This window comes from Dorea acetigenes (assembly GCF_025567385.1).
Classification (GTDB): domain Bacteria; phylum Bacillota; class Clostridia; order Lachnospirales; family Lachnospiraceae; genus Claveliimonas; species Claveliimonas acetigenes.
Map to the genome: position 1 here is coordinate 1 of NZ_JAOQJU010000026.1, position 19198 is coordinate 19198.

Here is a 19198-nt window from a genome sequence, read left to right on the forward strand (position 1 = left end):
CTGCCATTTTGTTCACTCCTTATTCTCTAGATTATATCTCAAATCCTTGAGAATGGGGTGTCAACTTTTTTTATACCACATCAGACCTAATCCTACAACCACTTGCCCCAGTGGAAACACAATCGAAATCGCACCCATTTGACTTTCTCCCAGTCCTCCTACAAAGTAGGCATCTACCAAATTATACAGGGCGTTAATCAACATACCGATCATAATCGGAATACCAAGTGCCATAAGTGCTTTGGGAACAGGTGCGCTCCCCAAGAGTTCCATTTTGTTGTTACGTTCTTTCATTGAAATGCTCCTTTCATACTGATAGTATAAATTATTGTGCTATAATTTATAGCAAAATCGCACAGCAATTATACTACTATAAATTATAGTAACTGTCAACAGGATTATTACTATAATTTATAGTACTCTGTTGATTTTTTCGCTTGACACTCTCAACGAAATAAATTAGTATAAATTACAGTAGTATAAAGGCACTCATAAAGGGAGAAATTATGGCAACAATAGATTTGATCGTGTTGGGAATGTTAAAAAAAGAATCGTTAAGCGCTTACGATATACAGAAATTAGTTGAATACCGCAATATATCAAGATGGGTAAAAATCAGCACCCCCTCTATTTACAAAAAAGTTATTCAACTGGAAGAAAAGGGTCTTATCAAAGGTGTAACAGTTAAGGAAGGAAAAATGCCTGAAAAGGCGGTGTATTCTTTAACGGAAGCTGGAGAACGGCAATTTGAAAAACTTATGATGGAAATTTCCTGTAAACCAATCAGCATCTTTCTGGATTTTAATGCTGTCATTGTCAATCTGGACAGCCTCCCAATAGAAAAACAGAAGTCCTGTTTATCCAATATTGAAGAAAATGTAAAAATTCTGAAATCATACTTAGATGAGAATATCCTTGCCAAAGAGAATATTCCAGAAATACCAGAAACAGGGATGGCCGTATTGCAGCAGCAGTTAATACTGGCCCAGGCAATCGAAACATGGATTTGTTCAGTGAAAGCGAGATTGGAAAATTAATAAAAATATCCCAGGGTAGCAGCTCACATTGCTCCCCTGGGATGTTCTTTTACACCACAAACCGATACCCACTCCCAACCACCGTTTCTATGTACCCATCTCCGATCTTCCTTCTAAGCGAACACATTATGCTCGCCACTGCTGCCCCGCAATGTTCTAAGGTTTTGTTTCCAAGCAGTTCAGTATATACGATAAAATCCCCCGGAACAGTTTCTCTTCGTACTGTTTCGGGAGATCTCTTTATCCCACAAACTTATACCCGCTCCCCACTACAGTCTCTATATACCCATCTCCGATCTTCCGCCTGATCTGGCTTATTACATTCGTCACCGCCGCCCCGCAATGCTCTGGAGGTGCTTTCCATACTTCTTCGTAGATCATGGATTGTGAGAGAACCCAGGATGGATATCAAACTAATCATTTATATACAAATCATCTAATTCATTTATTGACGTATGGTCAGAAAAAAACAACGTAATAGAGAAATAATATTCCTGTCCTGTCGTTTTATCTACACACTCAACGTTAAGCGTATCTGTAAGTTCCTCCCCCGGTTTAGAATAATCAAAAGATGATAAATGTTTGTTGCTAATTTTACCATTTTCTGCGAAAACACTATAACTAAAATCATCAACTGCCGATACAACATAACAGGTCACTTTTTCAGATTGCCCGGTTTCCAAAGAGGTTTTATCCACTACCACCTGAAAAGGCAGTGATTCAAATTCACTTATAACGCTTTCATTTGATGTCTCATTAGAATGCACTTGCGAAACACTGGAGATATGGAAAATACCCATATAACAAATCATAAGTATAATAAATATTTTTCCCATGCAATATTCCCTCCCATATTTTTCTCTAAATTAGCTCCCACAGTCATATTTCTCGATTTTCTATTCTACTGCTCGAACTTATAGCCGCTGCCAATCACCGTCTTAATATATCCTTCTCCTAACTTCCTTCTGATCTGGCTTATCACATTTGCCACAGCCGCCCCACAATGCTCCGGGTTCTCTTTCCAGACTTCTTCATAAATTTGCTCTTTGGAAAACACCCATCCCGGATGTTGAATCAGATAAGCCAATGTGAAAAACTCATGATGCGTCAGTGATACCTCCTCTCCATTTTTGTAAACAGTCTGCTCCTTCATGTGAACTACCAAACCAGAAAAAGTAAGAACATTTGAAGCATAAGATGGTTCTAAGGAATGTTCCACTGCTGGCTCATCCCTTAAAACATCCATAATCTTTTGTATCATATGCTCTTCTGAATCAGAAAAAGTTACAACCATTATTTTCCCATGCCATCACTCCATCATTTCCTGTCCAAAGCATATTATCCTACACTGTCATTTCTTAAAGCATCTACCATGCTGCAATTCATCATCCGTTTTCCGCCAATATAATAAGCCAGGGCAACAAATCCGAAAATAGCCAGAATAAATATTACAATCGGCACAATCGGAACCTTCACCAAAAATTCCATCGGATTCAGATAGCTTGCAGTTATCATAAAACCAACAGACAATACTGTGAGCGGCAAAGTAATCAGTAATGGACGGCCGGCAATAACCAATGCTTCAATGCAGAACATTTTCCGCATACTTTCTGGCGTCATACCAACGGACATATACTGTGCAAATTCCCTCTTTCTCTGACGCAGAAACCCCAATGTATTAGAGAATACATTTGCAATTCCAATGACAGCAAGCAAAGCACAGAACGCTCCCAAAATCAGCATGGCGCCTTTCTGCATATTCTCGTCTGATACTTTTTCCTGGATACGGTTTTCACTTTCTACCGTAAATTCACGGCCGATAACCTGTACGATATCTTTCTCTAATGCATTTAATTCCGTAAGCGTTATTCCGTCCTCGGCAAGTACCCGGATGTAGGTATCTGCCTCTGGATTTCCAATCTGTCCGGCGATTTTTTTCCACATAGACAGGGGAATGAACTGCACCAGCGTATAGTTCGCATACTCTTCCCTTAAAACCGGACTTTCCTGTGTAAACCCAAGCACTGGAAGTTCTACTGAATTTTCTCCCTGCCCGGCGTTCTGTAAGACGATTGTACTCTGCTCCTCTTTGATAAAGGGAACATATTCTTTGTATCGGAAATTGCTGTTTACACTGTCCCAGATACGGTTCAGTACAACACTTCCGGCACCTTCTGACGTTATGCCAATCTGCTCACAATACGCTTTAAAACCTGCATCATCCATAATCACAATAGGAGCCTTTACCAAATAGGAACCATCTCCCACAGTTACGGAACTGCCTGCCACTGCTCCCAGACCGCCCAGTGTATTCACTTCCTCACTGATATACGTTTCTGGAATGAAGCATACTGCCTCAGCTTTCTGATACACAATGCTGCTCTTTACTCCCTGTAATTCGTTGATTTCTTCCGCCTGCTCTATATTCTCTATTCCTGTGTCTTTCACTGTTACCATCACATCCCACGCGTCCTGATATCTTTCAAAATAGGTATGGTTTGTGCTGATACCAGAAAGGGTAAAAAAGCACAGCATAACGGTAAATCCCAGGAATGAAAGGGTCAAAGACAGTGTGGATGTGCGAAGTGCTTTCTTCTGTGCTTTCAATGCATTACCGGCCAGTTCACCTTCCACTCCAAACAGCAAGGAGAGGATACGGGAATGTTTTTTCTTTTTCAGCCGCAGTTCACCTGTATTTCGTATCGCCTCAAGCGGCGTCAGTCCGCTTAACTTCTTCGCTGGCAGCCATGCAGAAATAAATACAGTCAGTACGGATACCAGAATGGTAATCACAAATATCAGAGGATGGTACTTGAAAACTGCTTCATGCCGTCCGACCACATCTGCCGCCAATAAATTAATTGCTTGAATCACTCCAAAGCTAAGAGCAATCCCAATGATGCTCCCAACCAGTATCGGCACTGCACAAAGTGCTGCTGCCTCCTGCATCAGACAGGTGCGGATCTGTCCCGGTGTAGCCCCAATACTGGAAAAAATCCCAAACTGATGAATCCTCGCATTCATGGTCACCGCAAAAGAATTGTGGATAATCAGAATCAATGCCAGAGACATGATCATCAGTATCATCAGATAAAATGCCATCAGAAGCGGTGGTTCTGCATCCTGCGGATCGTGGATCAGATATCTGGATAGCAGCAGTTCATGATAGGATGCCGCATTTGCATCTAACCCGAGTTTCTTTGTGATGAGCGGCATATCCCGGTAAATGGTTCTGGTATTTTGAAAATACACATCTACCACTATTTCCGGTTCTTCCGATAGTTCTTCATTGACTGATGCGCTCTCCACGTTTGCAAAATTCTGTATCATGGCCAGATCATCTTCATCAATCTTACCTGTGATACGCCCCTGCCAGCCGCCTTCTTCTAAAACAATCTGTTCCACATCATAGTTCCAGAAATTGAAAAAAAGGCTGCACAGTAAAGACAAAAACAGCGCCGAGATGAATGCAGCAACCATGATAGATATACTGGAAGCGCGGTTCTGTTTAATAAAACTTGCCGAGTAATCTTTCCACATTTTGCTTACCCCCGTTTCTGATCACTGATAATGCGCCCGTCCTCTATTGTTACAATACGGTCTGCTTCCAGCGCGATCTTTTCATCATGAGTAATCAGCAGAATTGTCTGGTTCAAATTGCGGTTAGACAATTTCAGCATATCAATGATTTCCTTTGAGTTTTTCTGATCCAGATTCCCAGTCGGCTCATCAGCGAGTAAAAGAGCTGGCCGGTAGATCAAAGACCTTGCTATGGCTGCCCGCTGCTGTTGTCCGCCGGATAGCTGGTTTGGAAGAAAGTCCAGCTTATCAGCAATGCCCAATGTGTTTATGACCTGCTCGAAATACTCCTGGTTCGGTTTCCTTTTGTCCAGAGAAAGCGGCATGAGGATATTCTTCCGAACGGTAAGCGTAGGAATCAGATTATAAAACTGATAGACCAGCCCCACTTTCCTTCTCCGGAAAATAGCCGACTGTGTCCGGTTCATGGTAGAAATATCTGTTCCTTCCACTACAACTTTTCCTTCTGTCGGCTGATCCACACTTCCAAGAATATGCAAAAGCGTAGATTTTCCTGAACCAGATGCGCCTACAATAGCAACAAACTCTCCTTTCTCCACAGACAAATCAATCCTGTCTAAAGCCGTAACCTGATTATTGCCCGAACCATATACTTTTCGGACCCCTTCGCATTTTAATATTTCCATGACGTCCTCTCCTTCTTGTTATAGGCTGGCATTCACTGCCACTCAAAAAAAATGCTTTGCATTTTCCTCGTTGACTTGCACAGCATACTTCTGTATGCAGAGCATCCTCCTTACAAGTCATATTATAACAAAGGAAAGTGACATCTCAGTGACTGTACACCCTTATTTCAAAACACGCTCCGCCTTCTGGCAGATTCCGGGCAGTGATATTGCCGTTTTGCAGCTCAAAAATAGAATGCGCCAGGGACAATCCGATCCCTATTCCATTTCCGGCAGCACCTTTCCCCCGATAAAACCGCTCAAAAAGGTGTGGTATATCTTCTGCCTGAAAACCCTCTCCATCATCCCATATCAAGATCTCCGCATAAAGCGGATTGCTGGAATAATCACAATGTATCGTTCCTCCATGCTTAGAATGCTCCATGCAATTTTTCATCAGATTCATAAGGGCTTCCATTATCCACTCCATGTCTCCATAGATTTCAATGCACCCATGATCTGGAATATCCACAGAAACATTCTCTTTCAACAGTAGATCATTCAGGTTCTCCGCTGCAAGGTTCAAAGCAGTATAGATGTCCACCTGTGAAAATTCCATATGTAAAGTCCCAGCGTCAATCTTAGAAAGCGTCAACAATGATTCTTCTAATCTGTTCAACCGATCCAACTGTCTCTCGATCTGTTCTCCATAAATATTCGGTGTTGTATTCTTCATAAGCTGCAAAGAAAGAAAGGCGGAAGTAATCGGTGTCTTTAATTGATGGGCTATATTTGCCAGATTATCTGCAAAATTCACTTTTGCCTGCACCGCTGCCTCCCTTGTCTGATACAGAGATGTAACTGTCTTATATATTTCATCCTGGAGATGGGAAAATTCATCTTCTTTCACCTGTATGACTGTTCCGGCAGCACCAACATTGACCTGCTCCAAATAACTCGTCAGTTCCTCTATTCTCATTCGATTACGTTTATTCATACGCCATACAGTAAGCAGAAATCCACAGATCACCAGAAATATTAAAATTACAGAAGGAATGAAAAAGTTCCACGGAACACCTTCGCAGAATTCATTATTTCGATATCCATACTGCTTCAGGAACTGATTTCCTTTCACTTCCTGCTCTGCCAGCGTATGATATTGTTTCAACGCAGAAAGCACCTGCTCCTCTCCTTCCGGATGGTTTTCTATGATAATCTCACAAAATTGGGACACATGCTCAAAGGCAGTCTGCCGGTATTCATACTGCCAGAAAACTGTTATACCAATGATACTGACAACGCACACCAGCACCGGAATCAAAACCGTTAGTCTTTGTTTCCTTATCTCTGTCATATGCTCTCCTCCAGTCGATACCCAAAACTGCGTATGGTTTTCAGGCAGGTTGGATTGTGTAATTTCTCCCGCAGGCGCTTCATTGTCACGGTCAATGTATTGTCATTCACATAATTTCCGTTACTGTCCCACACCTGTTCCAATAGCTGTCTTCTGGTTACCGTTTTCCCTTTGTTCTTCATCAGCAGAAGGAGCAACTGATATTCCGGCTGACTCAACAGAATTTCTTCCTGTTCCCAAAAAACAGACATTTTATCTGTGTCAAGCGAAAGATGATCGCAGAAAAGCCGGGTTTCCTTTGTTTGCCCACTCCGGCGCAGCAATGCCAGAATACGGGAATACAACACTTCCAACTCAAACGGTTTTACCACATAATCATCCGCTCCATCCTGAAATCCCTGAACAATATCTGCTGTTTCCCCCCGAACCGTTAAATAAAGAATCGGAAGCTGATTTCCCCATAAGCGGCGAATCCATTTACACAATTCATCCCCATTTCCATCCGGCATATTCCGATCCAACAAAAGGAGGTCTGGACATTTTCTCAGCAATGCTTGTTTCGCATCAGCGATACTATAAAATAAATGTACTTCCATCTGCCGGATTTGCAGATATGTTTTTACATTCTCCGCAATATCCCGATCATCCTCAACATAATATATGGTGGTCATTGATTTTCTCCTTATTGCGTGTATTTTCAACGCACACTGGTATACCCGAAGGGTATTTCCCCCTTAATAGCTTTTCTTCCATTCGACTTGATTTATCTCAAGCAAACATTCTGGTTCTTTTATTTTACCTCTAAAAGCTGGTTATCTCAACTCTCTAATCATTAACACAACACTAGAGCCGATAGTCGCATCTGTTTCCAAATGCCTGCTATCGGCTCACAATCACACAATCTGAAACTTATACCCACTCCCAACCACTGTTTCTATGTACGCGTCCCCGATCTTTCGTCTAAGGGAATACACCACATTCGCCACCGCCGCCCCGCAATGCTCCGGGTTCTCTTTCCAGACCGCTTCGTAGATCTGCTCTTTGCTAAGAACCCAAGATGGATGTTGGGCTAGGTAAAGCAGTGTGAAGAACTCATGGTGGGTGAGAGGGACGGGGTGGTTATCGTGGTAGATAATCTGTTCGTTGATGCGGATTTCCAGGTTGGGGAAAGTGAGGACAGATGGATTATAAGGATTTGAGATATGTTCCATTGTCGGCTCGCCTTCCACTGCAGTGAGGATTTTATCCATGATGGGTTCTTCCGAATCCGAAAATGCTAGTATGAGGATTTTTCCTATTAGTTATCACCCCCTATGATTCAGTTTGAGTCAAAACTCGGTGGCTTAACATTTACTCATCTCGTATAGCAGAAAGAATACTCGTTTTCTTCAACTCCGATTTTGCATACATTGAAAAAACAAAATATATTACCATCAGTACAGCAATCAGTAACAACAGAAATATCCACGGAAGTTTTAGAGTAATGCAATGATTTACAGCATCCAGTTGTCCGCATACAATGACACTTAAAACACTGCCTCCCAAAAGGGAAATTATCAGTGAACCGGAAAGATAAATACCAATCTCTCTATTCAGCATTCCTTTAAGTTGATTTTGTGTTGTCCCCACAGCCTCAAACAACCCAAACTCACGCTTTCTATTCTGAAAGTCCACCATCAGCATATTCATAAGGCTTATTGCTCCAAAAACGAACAAAATTGCTGAAATCATATAAAAGGTTTTTATGGATGGATCGTAATACTTTTGAATACTTGATATTGTCTGTTTGATTGTGTTCACTTCAATTTTTCCATTTTCATCCGCAATTTTCTGAACTGCGGACAAGACATCTTCCAAATGTTCATCCGATACTTCAAGTGTTAGTACGCCTGTTTGGTCTATAATACCAGTCAATTTTTTAGCAGTATCATATGCCATAATAAAATAAGGACTGCCAGGAATTACTGGGCTGCTTTCCATCAGACTAGCTCTATTGTATGTGCCGACAACAACAGCTTCCACCGCATACGTGCTACCATCTGAGGCCCTGCCTTCTATTTTTAGTGTATCCCCCACTTTAGCAATATCCTCTGCAACCAGTATTCCATTCTGTGCGACCATATCATTGTAATTCACAGTTCCAGAAGACAAAACAAACTGTTTTTCTTCTATCTGTTCCTTATTTAGTGTCGGAAAGAAATTTGAAATGCTTGTGATGGAGCCGTTTCCGCCTGGAAATGTGATCGTCATATAAACGCAATCGGAGGAAGTGATTTTTTCTACTCCATCTATCTTTATCAACTCCTGCATCAACGCTTGTTCCGCCAGTGGATTTCCTTCTAGCTGCAATTTTGAACTTCCATATGGTTCTGCTTCTTTATCAAAAGAACTTCCTATAGTATTTTTTACTTGTATCTGAATTTCACCGATAGGATAGTATTTGAACTTTGCCTGCTTCTCCGGATCAATAGAACCCGCAACAGTAGCAGTAACTAATAAAATCGCCCCACTCAATCCGAGCATTAGAATCGTAAGAACAGCTTTTTGCTTATTTCTCTGAATGTTTATCTTTGCCAAATTGAATGGTGTAAGTTTTCTGTGTAGTTTACGGCTCCGTTTCTTTTTCCCTGCATACATAATATATTTACTTCCCTCTACTGGAGAGATATTCATTGCAACACGGACAGGTTTAAATATAGCAATATTTACTGTTATAAAAGCCATTACGCTAATCACGGCGGCATAAAAGATTGCTGTTTTCAACCGGAATCCATCTGGACATCCGATAAATCCAATCAACACACCACACAGCAGCCCCAAAGGAATACCCCTTATTGCATATTTGCGTCCTTCCTTTCCTGCCATTCTTTTTATCTGGCGCTTTGTCATTCCAATTGTCCGAAGTTGTCCAAGCATTTGAACATTTTTTGTAATCTTGCTATAAAAAACGCCATAAACAATTGTTGCAGCCAATACAGCAGTTAATGCAGCCAGCAACGGCACTGGAATAGGCATCCCCGATTTTATCGCACCAGACATAACAGCAAAATACTCCGTTAGGTTTACCTGCCCTTCTTCAATACCCGTATCCTTTATTGCCCTATTAGAAAAATCAAGAATAGACGCTGAATCAATTGCATCCGTGTTAAGCCTCGTATATCCTGTAACCTGAAAAGTATCTCCTGCCAGGTCATGTGCCAGTTCTTTGCTCACATAGACAAAGTAACCGTTGCTCTCTTTGTCCTCATCCAATATAGCTGAAAGCGTATAATATGCTTCATGTCCTGTTCCAGTTAAATCTAGCAAAATCGTGTCACCAGGTTTATATGCTTCGCCAAGAAAATCCAAATAATTCTGAGGTAGCATAATTTCATTTTTACTCTGAGGTATATTTCCTTGAAATGTTATTTTCTCCTGTTGAAGAAAATATTCTTCATTTCCATAGGCAACAGTGATCGTCTTGCCTTCCTCATAAAACAGTCCAATCGCAGAGTATTCTCCAACCCATGAAACATTTTCATTTTGACGTAGTAAAGCTAATTGTTCATCCGTAATTCCTAAAATACCAATCTGAGCTTTACCCCGCTGCATATTTTTATATTCCTCCTGCGTTCCAGTAGAAACTAAAAAGATAGAAAAAACCATGCAAACAGCGAGTGCAATTGTAAGGAGAAGAAATGCCCTGCTCCTTTTATCTGACTTAATACTTCTATCCGCCAGCTTTCTGATTACCGCCTGATTGTTATTACCAAATAAAAGGTCATTCACGGTTTACACCCCCTGTCACTCTAAAATCCTGCCATCCTCAATACGGATAATGCGATCCGCAAGCTGGGCAATTTCATTATTATGCGTAATCATCACAAGTGTCTGATTAAATTTATTGCTGGTGGCTTTCAAAAGCCCCAAAACATCCCCACTTGTCCGGCTGTCGAGATTTCCCGTAGGCTCGTCAGCGAGAACAATGGCTGGTTTCGACACGAGAGCGCGGGCAATAGCGACACGCTGCTGCTGGCCACCAGACAAACTATTAGGCATATTATCCAGCTTATCACTTAATGCCAACATTCGCACAACCTCATTCAGAAAAACTTTGTCTACCGTATCGCCATCCAGTTCAACCGGAAGAACAATATTTTCATATACATTCAATATGGGGACAAGATTATAATTCTGAAACACGAAACCAATGTTCCTTCTGCGGAAGATGGTAAGCTGCTCATCTTTCATATGAGACAATTCTTTTCCTTTTACCTTAACGCTGCCGGAAGTCGGTACATCCAGGCCGCCCATCATATTGAGCAATGTAGACTTGCCGCTACCGGAGGTTCCCACAATCGCAACAAATTCCCCCTGTTCGATTGAAAGCGTTACACCATCCAATGCCTTTGTGATATTCGGCTCGGTGCCATAATATTTTTTAAGATTAGCCGTTTCTAAAATATTCATATGAATACCATCCTTTCGTTTAATAGGCCCATTGTAACAACCAATCCTCACAGAAATGTCACCAACCATCTGATTATCCCCCTTGAAATGTCACAATCTCGTGACATTTCATTTATGCGGGAGAAAAATTGAAAATGTAGAGCCTTTGCCTACCTCTGATGCCACCTTGATATATCCGCCCTGCATGGCGATGATCTCACGTGCTAGATACAGACCGATACCAATTCCTTCTATATCGTGTACTTCATCCTCACGGTAAAACCTTTTGAAAATCGTACCATGCAGCTTTTCTGGAATGCCTTTTCCCGTGTCAGCAATATCAATCTTCAAGTAAAACTCCCAACTTGCAACAGTTATATAAATATTACCGTCATCTGGTGTGTACTTGACCGCATTATCCAGAATATTGAACAGTGCTTCACTTGTCCATTTTCTATCATGGGAAACTTTCAGATCTTCCGGACACTCAACGCTGATATGGATATTTTTCTTTTCTGCATTCAGCAAAATCCCGCCTAATGCCGCCGCCAGTGTGTCATAAATCGGCTGCGCTTTCTTTTCCAATGAAATAACACCAGTTTCCAGGCGGGATGTCTTAATCATAGCCTGCATAAGAAAATCCAGTTTATCAAGCTGAACCCCGCTATCCCTTAAAAATCTTTTATATCTTTCTTCTGGCATGGACTGTTCAAGTAATATGGCATTTACCATTTTTAAATTTGTGATTGGAGTTTTTACTTGGTGGGAAATGTCTGAAATCAACTCCTGCAGATCAGCTCTCTCCTTTGCGACACTGTTTCTGTTTTCCATCATAACTTCATAAAGCCGCACCAGACGATGGTTGATTTTATAAAACAGACTTTCTTCCTCTGTGGCCTGCAACGGCTCCATTTCACCGGTCATCATATTATCCAGTAATTCACAAAATGTATCAGAGAACAGAACAAGTTTCCGGCGTATAATTGAAATAAACACGAAAACACTAAGCAGAACAAGCACAATATAAAGCAGACCACATAGTATTAGCATTCGGCTATCGATCAGCAAATAAAGGATACAAAACTGTACTGCCGAGAGCGATATAAGAAAAGCCACTATCGCAACACAGGCTCTATTGACTGAGAGTTTTTGCGTATTCATTTTTTCAGCCCTCCAATCCACATATATCCCATGCCATAGACTGTTTTTATATATTGGTATCCGTTGACCTCAATTTTTCCTCTGATCCGGCTGATTGCAGAGGTAAGGGCGTGTTCATCCACATAGTTCTCCTCCGCATCCCACAATTTTTCTAAAAGCTGTCCACGAGTCAGCACTTGCTTTGAGTTACTTGTCAGCAATTTTAACAGACGATACTCCAATGGTGTGAATGTGACCACCTGACCTGCAAGTGCTGCTGTCAATTCTGAAAAATTGATAAGCAGGTTTCCATCGTCATAAAAGTCACCGCCAGATTGTCTTGTAATGCGGGACAGTAATGCAGATACTTTCTTTTGAAATACGCTGATTGGAAACGGTTTTGTGACATAATCATCCGCGCCCAATTCAAAACCTTTGAGCATATCGCTTTCCATATCGTTTGCGGTTAGGAAAATGACCGCCGTATCGGGACGGCGCTCTTTAATTTCCCTGCAAAAATCAAATCCATTTCCATCTGGCAAATTGACATCCAATACAATCAATTCATAATTCTGTTTTTCAGTCTGTCCAATTGCATTCGCTTTTGTCAAAGCTGCTTCCACCAGATAGCCAGCCGTAGTCAAATTGTAACAGAGCGTACTATTTAAAAGCCGATCATCTTCGACCACTAATATTCGCATAAAACCACATCCTTTTTCTTTTATAGTATCAACCAAATGTCACCAAAACCTCACGATGATAATAAATTTTGCTGAATTTATCTTACCTCTGAAAGCGTTTTATCTCAACTCCATCCTCACGAATATAAAAAGGAGCCGATAGCCCATCTATTTCCAGATGTTCACTATCAGCCCATATTTCCTCTTTTGCGAAAAGGTACAACCGCATTTTCCGTTTTATTACACAAATAAAGCAGTAAAAATATATACAGAAAAATAGCAAGAACAAAAATAGCAAAAAACTATTGACTCCAACGTAACGTGATACTGTATTCTATTCTCATGGAAGCAGAATAGATACATGCCGGCAATCTCTATCTTGCTTCTCCACAAATCAAAGGAGCTGGTAAGTATGAGAACCATAAGCCAAGTCGCAGAATTAACAGGTATTAGTATACGCACGCTGCAATACTATGATGAAATCGGACTGTTAAAACCAAGTGAACTAACACAGTCCGGCTATCGCTTATATGATGATGAAGCATTGCAAAAGCTGCAGCAAATCCTGTTTTTCAGGGAATTAGACTTTAAACTAAAGGATATTCGGGAAATTATTGAAAAACCCGACTTCGACAGGATTGCCGCTTTCAAAAAGCAAAAAGAGTTGCTTCTCCTAAAGCGCAATCGGACAGACAGGCTCATACAGCTTCTTAGCCGCTTAGAGAAAGGAGAGCAATGTATGAGTTTTAAAGAATTTGATTTATCCGATTATATCCATACTTTGGAGGATTTTAAGTCCAATCAGACAGAGGAAGTTATCAAGCACTGGGGAAGTGTTGAAAATTTTGATATGTTCATTCAGAAAATCAAAGATGATGAATCCGAGGTAGCGAAACTTGCTATTAAACAATTTGGAAGTATAGAAAAATATACGGAAGCCATGAAGCATAACTTAGAACATTTCTCTGATATCATGGAAAACTGGTATGCACAAATACCAGAAGAAATGAGAGCAGAGGACAGATTCCTTGAATTAGCCCGCCATAAAGGGGAAAATGTTGCTACGGACAACGTACAGAATCTAGTGAAAGATATTATTGCTCATGCTTATGGAAATTCCTCAACAGCTCAATTAATTGGTACAGAGGACAGCTATTGCAAAATGATTATCGAACTCTATTCCAATGATTATCTAAAAACAGTAACCGACACCAAATACGGGACAGGCAGTTGTGATTATATTGTAAAATCTTTTCGCTATTATTTGCATAAAAGTGAAAACAAAGAGGAAATCTGAAATGGATTTACAGAATGAAAAATGCGTCATGATCATTGACGAGAATCTGCCGCTTGGTATTATCGCAAATACAGCGGCTATCATGGGAATCACCCTGGGAAAAGAGATGCCGGAGGTGGTCGGTGCAAATGTCACAGACCAGAGTGGAAACGAGCATCTCGGCATCATTGAGTTCCCCGTGCCAATTTTGAAAGGTTCACCGGAAATCATCAAAGCAATCCGTGAGAAGCTCTATCAACCCGACTTTCAGGATTTGACCGTAGTTGATTTTTCCGATCTGGCACAGGGCTGTAAAACCTATGATGAATTTATTTCTAAGATGGGGAACGTACCAGAAAGCACCCTGCAATACTCTGGTCTTGATATCTGCGGTCCTAAGAAAAAGGTCAATGAGCTCACAGGCAGTATACCTTTACTGCGATAGTAATAATCCCTTAAAAAGAATCCGCCATGGAAGTATCTTTTTCCTATATCCACTCCATCTTCTGATACTTCCGAAATACTTCCGAAATCCCCTTCTTCTATTGCCTTACAGCATTTTAAGAGGTATGATTGATTCCGACAGCTGAATAAGAAGTCTTCAGGGCAGGGTGACTCTTATTGGATAAAAGATATCCAATGGGCAAGAATTCCCGATTGGCGGTACAGTCCGCAAGCACATATGTGCATGATTTGGTGCAATTCCAAAACCAACAGTATAGCCTGGATAGAAGAAGATCGTGCATATCACAGAATATATGTTTCTTGATATTCTGTAAATATTCCTTAACACCTGAAAGACATTCTTTAAGGTGTTAATTTTTTTCAAGGAGAAAATCTGAATGAATACAAGAACAAAAATGCTTACCTCAACTGCCATGCTGTGCGCCATCGCCTACATAGCCGTTGCTGCCTGTCGGATACCCGTCGTGCTTTTTCTGAAGTACGATCCCAAAGATGTCATCATCACATTAGGAGGTCTGATCTGGGGACCGATGACCTCTTGCTTTGTGTCCGTCATTGTATCTCTGATTGAAATGTTAACCATAAGTGAAACCGGCATATTAGGGTGCTTAATGAATATCTTATCCACCTGCTCCTTTGCCTGCACCACCTCTTTGATTTATAAAAAGAAGCATACGTTAGCAGGCGCTGTTACCGGATTGTTCGTTGGCAGCCTTACAATGGTTGTTGTCATGCTGCTGTGGAATTACCTCATCACTCCGTTTTATATGGGATACCCCAGAGAAGCCGTTGCCAGACTGCTGCTCCCGGCATTTCTTCCATATAATCTCTTAAAGGCAGGACTGAATTCTGGATTCACGTTTCTGCTATATAAACCAGTGATAACAGCGCTGAGAAAAGCAGGATACCTTGCCACCCCCGTCAATGCCTCTGGCAAGAGACATCTTGGATTATTCCTTTTTTCAATGCTCGTTATTGTCACCTGTACATTATTCATTCTGTCCATGAATGAAATCATATGAGGTCAAAGTCTATGGAAAAATCAAACAGCCCTGTCCCCGTTTTTGTAACAGCAGGAACCATCATACACGGACGTGGAATTGGAAAACTAATTGGAATGCCGACTGCAAATCTAAAAATCGCAGACAAAAAAGCCCTTCCTCCCGAAGGCGTTTATATTGCCACAGCCACTTTGGAAAATAAAACCTACTACGGCATTACGCACATTGGTCCCCAGCCTACCATCAGCAATGATAAAAAAATATCTGTGGAAACCCATCTCCTGAATTTCAATAAGGATATCTATGGATTGGAGATGGAGATTCAACTTATGAAAAGGCTGCGCACTCCGCAGAAATTTGACAATCTTACCCTGCTACTGGAACAAATCCGTCTGGACTGTATTGCTGTGCAAGAGTTTTATGGCATCCGGCGGATCAGCTCACGGCTTTATATGAACGCTCAAAAACATGAGGTGAAAATTGACAACCACGCTTTATACTTATCTCCAAAAGAATTTGATGTTTTATATCTGCTCTATTCCAGCCCTGACATTATCTTCACAAAGGAACAGATTTATGAATCGGTCTGGCACGAAGCAGCAAACGACCACTTCCATGCTGTGGAAAACACAGTTTTTCAAGTGAGGAAGAAAACTGCAGCATACGAAGATGGGTTGAATTTCATTAAAACTGTAGTTGGATATGGATACAAATTCGACCCCGCCAACAAAGAATAACAGCTATCCCCGTCATTTTGCAAAACGCTCTTTAAGCAGACTGCTGATACATGAAGCTTTCCCATGTGCCAGCAGCCTTTATTTTAATACACCTCATCAAAATACCCAATGAACACCGACATCCGGAGCAGCCCATCCTTAATAGAAAACGTCACGTTCTCCGCCCGCTCTGCGATTTCCTTTAACAGCGTCAACGCCTCCCGGTCACAGAACTCAAAATGCTCCAGGTACAGATCAATGGTCGTCTGCCATTTCTGATAATCCACCTCGCCCCGGATTCTTCCTCCGAACTGCCGGACATAAGCATCACACTCCCCAAGCAGATATTCATAATCTGCTTTTTCCTTTGGAACCACACGCTTTGGTATTTTATTCATTTCTTCTTGGTACTTCTGAAAGAACCCAACCTCCATCAACGTGTCCAGAAAATCCTTCCCCTCTGACTTATCGCTTCGCTCCCGGAATTCTTCTCCATAGTCTTTTTCATATATTTCGTTTTCCATGATTCGCACCCTTTCCTGTAGAATAATTTACCACTACGGGTAGGATGTTACCATAGATTTCTTATTATTCGTTGTCATGGAAGATAACTTTATGGGTCTATATTGATAAGTTTATCGGTCTTTTCTTTAAATGCCGAACCCTTCTGCCCATGCTTTCAGTTCTTCCGCACTTGCGTCCGCAGGGAATCGCTTTCCTTCCTTTAATTCTGCTCCCGGATAAGAAACCGCCAGTTCCTTGTTTGTGTTCCCCATACCGCTGCTACCTGAAGTTGCCAGAGGAATAATCGTCTTTCCAGTCAGATCGTATTGCTCCAGAAACGTGTTCACAATAGTCGGGGCGACGTACCACCAGATAGGGAAGGCTGTGAAAATCAAGGAATACATCTCCATGTTTTCCACTTTATTTGCAACAGTGGGCCGGAATGACTTATCATTCATTTCCACACTGCTGCGGCTCTTTTTATTCATCCAGTCCAGATCAGCGTCCGTGTATGGAACCTCCGGCTGAATCTCATGTAAATCTGCTCCGATTGCTTTTGCAAGCCGTTCTGCCAGTTTCGCTGTTACGCCACTGGCACTGAAATACGCTACTAATACTTTGCTCATAATCAATACCTCACCTTTCCTGAAAATCATATTTTATCTCTGTGTTTTACCATAGAATACCATAAATCCGAGGCAAATGCACCCTATCGTTTTTTGAGTATGGGTAATCGTTAAAAATGCACCCTCAAACGCTCAAAGGGTGCATTGTATCAATTTATGGTACGCAAGCCAGATGGGATATCCCACGAAGATCGTGTCATATTCCTCGACATTATCCACGGATACAGTAATCTCCGGGTGTACGCCATCCAGAATTTCAGTTTCCGCTTCTTCCTGTAAATCCCCATATTCCTCAGCCCGCTGAATCTCCGCCAGATCTCCACCGGTATATTCCGCAATCATCTGCGCTACTTCCTCCGTATTTCCTGTATAGGAGAAATATGCAATCAAAACATTTTCACCATTTGTATCTGTTGTCTCCTGTTCTTCTGCAGGTTCCTCACTTACAGTTTCATCCGCCGCAGAAGATGTTTCTGCGGAAGAATTGCTGTTGCCACAGGCGGCCAGCACGAAGCCAAAAGACATCACTAAAGTAAGAAATAAAAGGCTTTTTCTTCCCGGAAATTCGGATATGCATGCCTCCATGAAAAGATACCAGGATCATTCCCCATGCACCCGCAGCCACCTGCCATGGCCGGATTACATATGCCTCTCTCATTCCCAACAAGGGTGCAAAAACGCTCTGGGACAGATAGATTCCTGTTCCCATGGCTGTTAACATACAGAGCAGCGTTAAAAGATTGATGATCCGCATCATGTTCCGAAAGCCAGAATACTTTCCTTTGGGAATATTTTTATACCATCTGAGAAAAATTTGCTACAATATCTACACATTCCGGGTCAGTATTTTGCAGAGTACTTTCTACGTCATCAAATAAATAGAAGGTTCTCTTTTCTTTTTCACTTCATCGTTCATTTCACTACCTCACTTTCCTGTGACAACTGGCAATTTGCTTCCATAATCTCACCAAGGGAAATATGCTCATTACGATAACGGGCAGCCGGATTTACCTCCGGAATCGTAAGCCGAATTGCCTTCTGCGGACAGGCATGTGCACAGGCCAGGCAGGTCTGGCAATTTCCCGAAATATGCACTACTTTTCCATCTGCCATATGAATGGAGAAAGAAGGGCATACCCTTTCACAGATACCGCAGCCAACACAACCTTCCGTTATCCGAAGAAGATGCTGCCATGCATCTGCGGGCATCCGGCTCATGCGGTTAAGGAACTGTTGGTGTGCAGCACGGTCTGTATCCGTGACCTCTGAAAAAAAGCGCCTTTTTCCAAAAATTCCTTAACCATAGGCGGCACTTCATGCCCGTATACCGGGGCAACAACACCGATGGTACAATTATAATGTAAACCACGAAAAAAATAACCCAGATTAGCCTTACAGCAAAAGAATTTCGCGTTGGACGGACCTACAAGGATTTTCAGAAATATATCCAGAATATTGATAAACGGAAGAAACATTCCGAAAGATTCAATGAGCTGATTTATTGGCATAAACACTTCAAACATAGGAAGCAGAATAAAATAATTTGCAATCGCTGCCGTAATCCCCATGACTACGCTCCCGGCAATGCAGGAAATCGGACATAAGCGGAACCGAAAATTCCGCAAAGGCCATAATATACGATATTGCGGCAAGCATGGCCGTCATAGTGACTTTTCTTACTGTCGGCGTTGTATTCTGTTTTTTTACTGATAATGAAATTGTCTTACTCATAATTCTCCTCTTTGAGATATGATTTGGATTAAGAG

The 19198-nt window shown here is 41.6% G+C and carries 22 protein-coding genes, 2 pseudogenes and 1 riboswitch; of the genes and pseudogenes, 5 read left to right on the forward strand and 19 right to left on the reverse strand.

Annotated features, from left to right (window positions below; translation table 11 throughout):
- Positions 1–75: 75 nt before the first annotated feature.
- Positions 76–294, reverse strand: a pseudogene (locus OCV99_RS14605) (MATE family efflux transporter); the annotation flags it as partial.
- Between the two features lie 212 nt (positions 295–506).
- Between OCV99_RS14605 and OCV99_RS14610 the strand changes: the two are divergent.
- A complete protein-coding gene (locus OCV99_RS14610) occupies positions 507–1037 on the forward strand; it encodes a PadR family transcriptional regulator (RefSeq protein ID WP_158371533.1) in 531 nt (176 codons plus the stop codon).
- A gap of 240 nt (positions 1038–1277) precedes the next feature.
- Here the strand turns inward: OCV99_RS14610 and OCV99_RS18290 are convergent.
- The 12 genes and pseudogenes from OCV99_RS18290 to OCV99_RS14670 all read right to left on the reverse strand — a co-directional run.
- Positions 1278–1430 (reverse strand): annotated as a pseudogene (locus OCV99_RS18290) (winged helix-turn-helix domain-containing protein); the annotation flags it as partial.
- A gap of 20 nt (positions 1431–1450) precedes the next feature.
- Complete coding sequence (locus OCV99_RS14620; RefSeq protein WP_158371535.1) at positions 1451–1873, reverse strand: hypothetical protein; 423 nt, start codon at positions 1871–1873, stop codon at positions 1451–1453.
- Positions 1874–1938: 65 nt separating this feature from the next.
- Complete coding sequence (locus OCV99_RS14625) at positions 1939–2298, reverse strand: winged helix-turn-helix domain-containing protein (RefSeq protein WP_262575822.1); 360 nt, start codon at positions 2296–2298, stop codon at positions 1939–1941.
- Positions 2299–2375: 77 nt separating this feature from the next.
- A complete protein-coding gene (locus tag OCV99_RS14630; RefSeq protein ID WP_158371539.1) occupies positions 2376–4577 on the reverse strand; it encodes an ABC transporter permease in 2202 nt (733 codons plus the stop codon).
- A 5-nt stretch (positions 4578–4582) separates the two neighbouring features.
- Positions 4583–5263 carry an ABC transporter ATP-binding protein gene (locus tag OCV99_RS14635; protein ID WP_158371541.1) on the reverse strand — a complete coding sequence of 227 codons (681 nt, stop codon included), beginning with the start codon at positions 5261–5263 and terminating at the stop codon, positions 4583–4585.
- A gap of 145 nt (positions 5264–5408) precedes the next feature.
- Positions 5409–6596 (reverse strand): sensor histidine kinase, encoded by a 1188-nt coding sequence (locus tag OCV99_RS14640; protein WP_158371543.1) that lies wholly within the window; start codon positions 6594–6596, stop codon positions 5409–5411.
- A complete protein-coding gene (locus OCV99_RS14645) occupies positions 6593–7267 on the reverse strand; it encodes a response regulator transcription factor (protein ID WP_158371545.1) in 675 nt (224 codons plus the stop codon). The genes OCV99_RS14640 and OCV99_RS14645 overlap by 4 nt, the downstream gene beginning before the upstream one ends.
- A 222-nt stretch (positions 7268–7489) precedes the next feature.
- Positions 7490–7846 carry a winged helix-turn-helix domain-containing protein gene (locus OCV99_RS14650; RefSeq protein WP_158371547.1) on the reverse strand — a complete coding sequence of 119 codons (357 nt, stop codon included), beginning with the start codon at positions 7844–7846 and terminating at the stop codon, positions 7490–7492.
- Between the two features lie 100 nt (positions 7847–7946).
- Positions 7947–10364, reverse strand: coding sequence for an ABC transporter permease (locus OCV99_RS14655; RefSeq protein ID WP_331490757.1), 2418 nt, complete (start codon positions 10362–10364; stop codon positions 7947–7949).
- Between the two features lie 15 nt (positions 10365–10379).
- Positions 10380–11045 (reverse strand): ABC transporter ATP-binding protein, encoded by a 666-nt coding sequence (locus tag OCV99_RS14660; protein WP_158371549.1) that lies wholly within the window; start codon positions 11043–11045, stop codon positions 10380–10382.
- A 108-nt stretch (positions 11046–11153) separates the two neighbouring features.
- Entirely contained in the window at positions 11154–12185 is a 1032-nt protein-coding gene (locus OCV99_RS14665; protein WP_158371551.1) for a sensor histidine kinase, read from the reverse strand.
- The gene (locus OCV99_RS14670; protein WP_158371553.1) at positions 12182–12865 is read right to left on the reverse strand and encodes a response regulator transcription factor; all 684 of its coding nucleotides are present in this window, start codon (positions 12863–12865) and stop codon (positions 12182–12184) included. Before OCV99_RS14670 ends, OCV99_RS14665 begins: the two co-directional genes overlap by 4 nt.
- Positions 12866–13256: 391 nt before the next feature.
- Between OCV99_RS14670 and OCV99_RS14675 the strand changes: the two genes are divergently transcribed.
- The 4 genes from OCV99_RS14675 to OCV99_RS14690 all read left to right on the forward strand — a co-directional run bounded on the left by OCV99_RS14675 (position 13257) and on the right by OCV99_RS14690 (position 16323).
- Entirely contained in the window at positions 13257–14141 is an 885-nt protein-coding gene (locus tag OCV99_RS14675) for a MerR family transcriptional regulator (protein ID WP_158371555.1), read from the forward strand.
- Position 14142: 1 nt separating this feature from the next.
- Positions 14143–14565 carry a DUF2000 domain-containing protein gene (locus tag OCV99_RS14680; RefSeq protein ID WP_158371557.1) on the forward strand — a complete coding sequence of 141 codons (423 nt, stop codon included), beginning with the start codon at positions 14143–14145 and terminating at the stop codon, positions 14563–14565.
- Positions 14566–14713: 148 nt separating this feature from the next.
- A riboswitch (FMN riboswitch) is annotated at positions 14714–14863 on the forward strand.
- A gap of 99 nt (positions 14864–14962) precedes the next feature.
- The gene (locus OCV99_RS14685; protein ID WP_158371559.1) at positions 14963–15607 is read left to right on the forward strand and encodes an ECF transporter S component; all 645 of its coding nucleotides are present in this window, start codon (positions 14963–14965) and stop codon (positions 15605–15607) included.
- An 11-nt stretch (positions 15608–15618) separates the two neighbouring features.
- A complete protein-coding gene (locus OCV99_RS14690; RefSeq protein ID WP_158371561.1) occupies positions 15619–16323 on the forward strand; it encodes a riboflavin kinase in 705 nt (234 codons plus the stop codon).
- Positions 16324–16406: 83 nt separating this feature from the next.
- Here OCV99_RS14690 and OCV99_RS14695 read toward each other — a convergent pair whose 3' ends face one another.
- The 6 genes from OCV99_RS14695 to OCV99_RS14720 form a co-directional block, all read right to left on the reverse strand.
- Positions 16407–16826 carry a hypothetical protein gene (locus OCV99_RS14695; protein WP_158371563.1) on the reverse strand — a complete coding sequence of 140 codons (420 nt, stop codon included), beginning with the start codon at positions 16824–16826 and terminating at the stop codon, positions 16407–16409.
- 126 nt (positions 16827–16952) lie between these two features.
- Positions 16953–17432 carry a flavodoxin gene (locus OCV99_RS14700; RefSeq protein WP_158371565.1) on the reverse strand — a complete coding sequence of 160 codons (480 nt, stop codon included), beginning with the start codon at positions 17430–17432 and terminating at the stop codon, positions 16953–16955.
- 132 nt (positions 17433–17564) lie between these two features.
- Positions 17565–18017 (reverse strand): flavodoxin, encoded by a 453-nt coding sequence (locus tag OCV99_RS14705; protein WP_158371567.1) that lies wholly within the window; start codon positions 18015–18017, stop codon positions 17565–17567.
- Between the two features lie 327 nt (positions 18018–18344).
- Positions 18345–18641 carry a 4Fe-4S dicluster domain-containing protein gene (locus tag OCV99_RS14710; RefSeq protein ID WP_262575831.1) on the reverse strand — a complete coding sequence of 99 codons (297 nt, stop codon included), beginning with the start codon at positions 18639–18641 and terminating at the stop codon, positions 18345–18347.
- Between the two features lie 5 nt (positions 18642–18646).
- Entirely contained in the window at positions 18647–19000 is a 354-nt protein-coding gene (locus tag OCV99_RS14715) for a hypothetical protein (RefSeq protein WP_262575832.1), read from the reverse strand.
- Positions 18948–19163, reverse strand: a complete 216-nt coding sequence (locus OCV99_RS14720; protein WP_158371573.1) for a hypothetical protein — start codon at positions 19161–19163, stop codon at positions 18948–18950. The genes OCV99_RS14715 and OCV99_RS14720 overlap by 53 nt, the downstream gene beginning before the upstream one ends.
- Between the last annotated feature and the right edge of the window lie 35 nt (positions 19164–19198).

Excerpts from the sequence above, each read along its gene's own strand:
- OCV99_RS14700 (WP_158371565.1), bottom strand. The coding sequence starts at position 17,432 with ATGAGCAAAGTATTAGTAGCGTATTTCAGTGCCAGTGGCGTAACAGCG.
- OCV99_RS14715 (WP_262575832.1), bottom strand. The coding sequence starts at position 19,000 with ATGGGGATTACGGCAGCGATTGCAAATTATTTTATTCTGCTTCCTATG.
- OCV99_RS14665 (WP_158371551.1), bottom strand. The coding sequence starts at position 12,185 with ATGAATACGCAAAAACTCTCAGTCAATAGAGCCTGTGTTGCGATAGTG.
- OCV99_RS14710 (WP_262575831.1), bottom strand. The coding sequence starts at position 18,641 with ATGCCCGCAGATGCATGGCAGCATCTTCTTCGGATAACGGAAGGTTGT.
- OCV99_RS14660 (WP_158371549.1), bottom strand. The coding sequence starts at position 11,045 with ATGAATATTTTAGAAACGGCTAATCTTAAAAAATATTATGGCACCGAG.
- OCV99_RS14640 (WP_158371543.1), bottom strand. The coding sequence starts at position 6,596 with ATGACAGAGATAAGGAAACAAAGACTAACGGTTTTGATTCCGGTGCTG.
- OCV99_RS14645 (WP_158371545.1), bottom strand. The coding sequence starts at position 7,267 with ATGACCACCATATATTATGTTGAGGATGATCGGGATATTGCGGAGAAT.
- OCV99_RS14705 (WP_158371567.1), bottom strand. The coding sequence starts at position 18,017 with ATGGAGGCATGCATATCCGAATTTCCGGGAAGAAAAAGCCTTTTATTT.
- OCV99_RS14650 (WP_158371547.1), bottom strand. The coding sequence starts at position 7,846 with ATGGATAAAATCCTCACTGCAGTGGAAGGCGAGCCGACAATGGAACAT.
- OCV99_RS14610 (WP_158371533.1), top strand. The coding sequence starts at position 507 with ATGGCAACAATAGATTTGATCGTGTTGGGAATGTTAAAAAAAGAATCG.
- OCV99_RS14620 (WP_158371535.1), bottom strand. The coding sequence starts at position 1,873 with ATGGGAAAAATATTTATTATACTTATGATTTGTTATATGGGTATTTTC.
- OCV99_RS14690 (WP_158371561.1), top strand. The coding sequence starts at position 15,619 with ATGGAAAAATCAAACAGCCCTGTCCCCGTTTTTGTAACAGCAGGAACC.
- OCV99_RS14695 (WP_158371563.1), bottom strand. The coding sequence starts at position 16,826 with ATGGAAAACGAAATATATGAAAAAGACTATGGAGAAGAATTCCGGGAG.
- OCV99_RS14675 (WP_158371555.1), top strand. The coding sequence starts at position 13,257 with ATGAGAACCATAAGCCAAGTCGCAGAATTAACAGGTATTAGTATACGC.
- OCV99_RS14635 (WP_158371541.1), bottom strand. The coding sequence starts at position 5,263 with ATGGAAATATTAAAATGCGAAGGGGTCCGAAAAGTATATGGTTCGGGC.
- OCV99_RS14630 (WP_158371539.1), bottom strand. The coding sequence starts at position 4,577 with ATGTGGAAAGATTACTCGGCAAGTTTTATTAAACAGAACCGCGCTTCC.
- OCV99_RS14685 (WP_158371559.1), top strand. The coding sequence starts at position 14,963 with ATGAATACAAGAACAAAAATGCTTACCTCAACTGCCATGCTGTGCGCC.
- OCV99_RS14625 (WP_262575822.1), bottom strand. The coding sequence starts at position 2,298 with ATGATACAAAAGATTATGGATGTTTTAAGGGATGAGCCAGCAGTGGAA.
- OCV99_RS14680 (WP_158371557.1), top strand. The coding sequence starts at position 14,143 with ATGGATTTACAGAATGAAAAATGCGTCATGATCATTGACGAGAATCTG.
- OCV99_RS14670 (WP_158371553.1), bottom strand. The coding sequence starts at position 12,865 with ATGCGAATATTAGTGGTCGAAGATGATCGGCTTTTAAATAGTACGCTC.
- OCV99_RS14720 (WP_158371573.1), bottom strand. The coding sequence starts at position 19,163 with ATGAGTAAGACAATTTCATTATCAGTAAAAAAACAGAATACAACGCCG.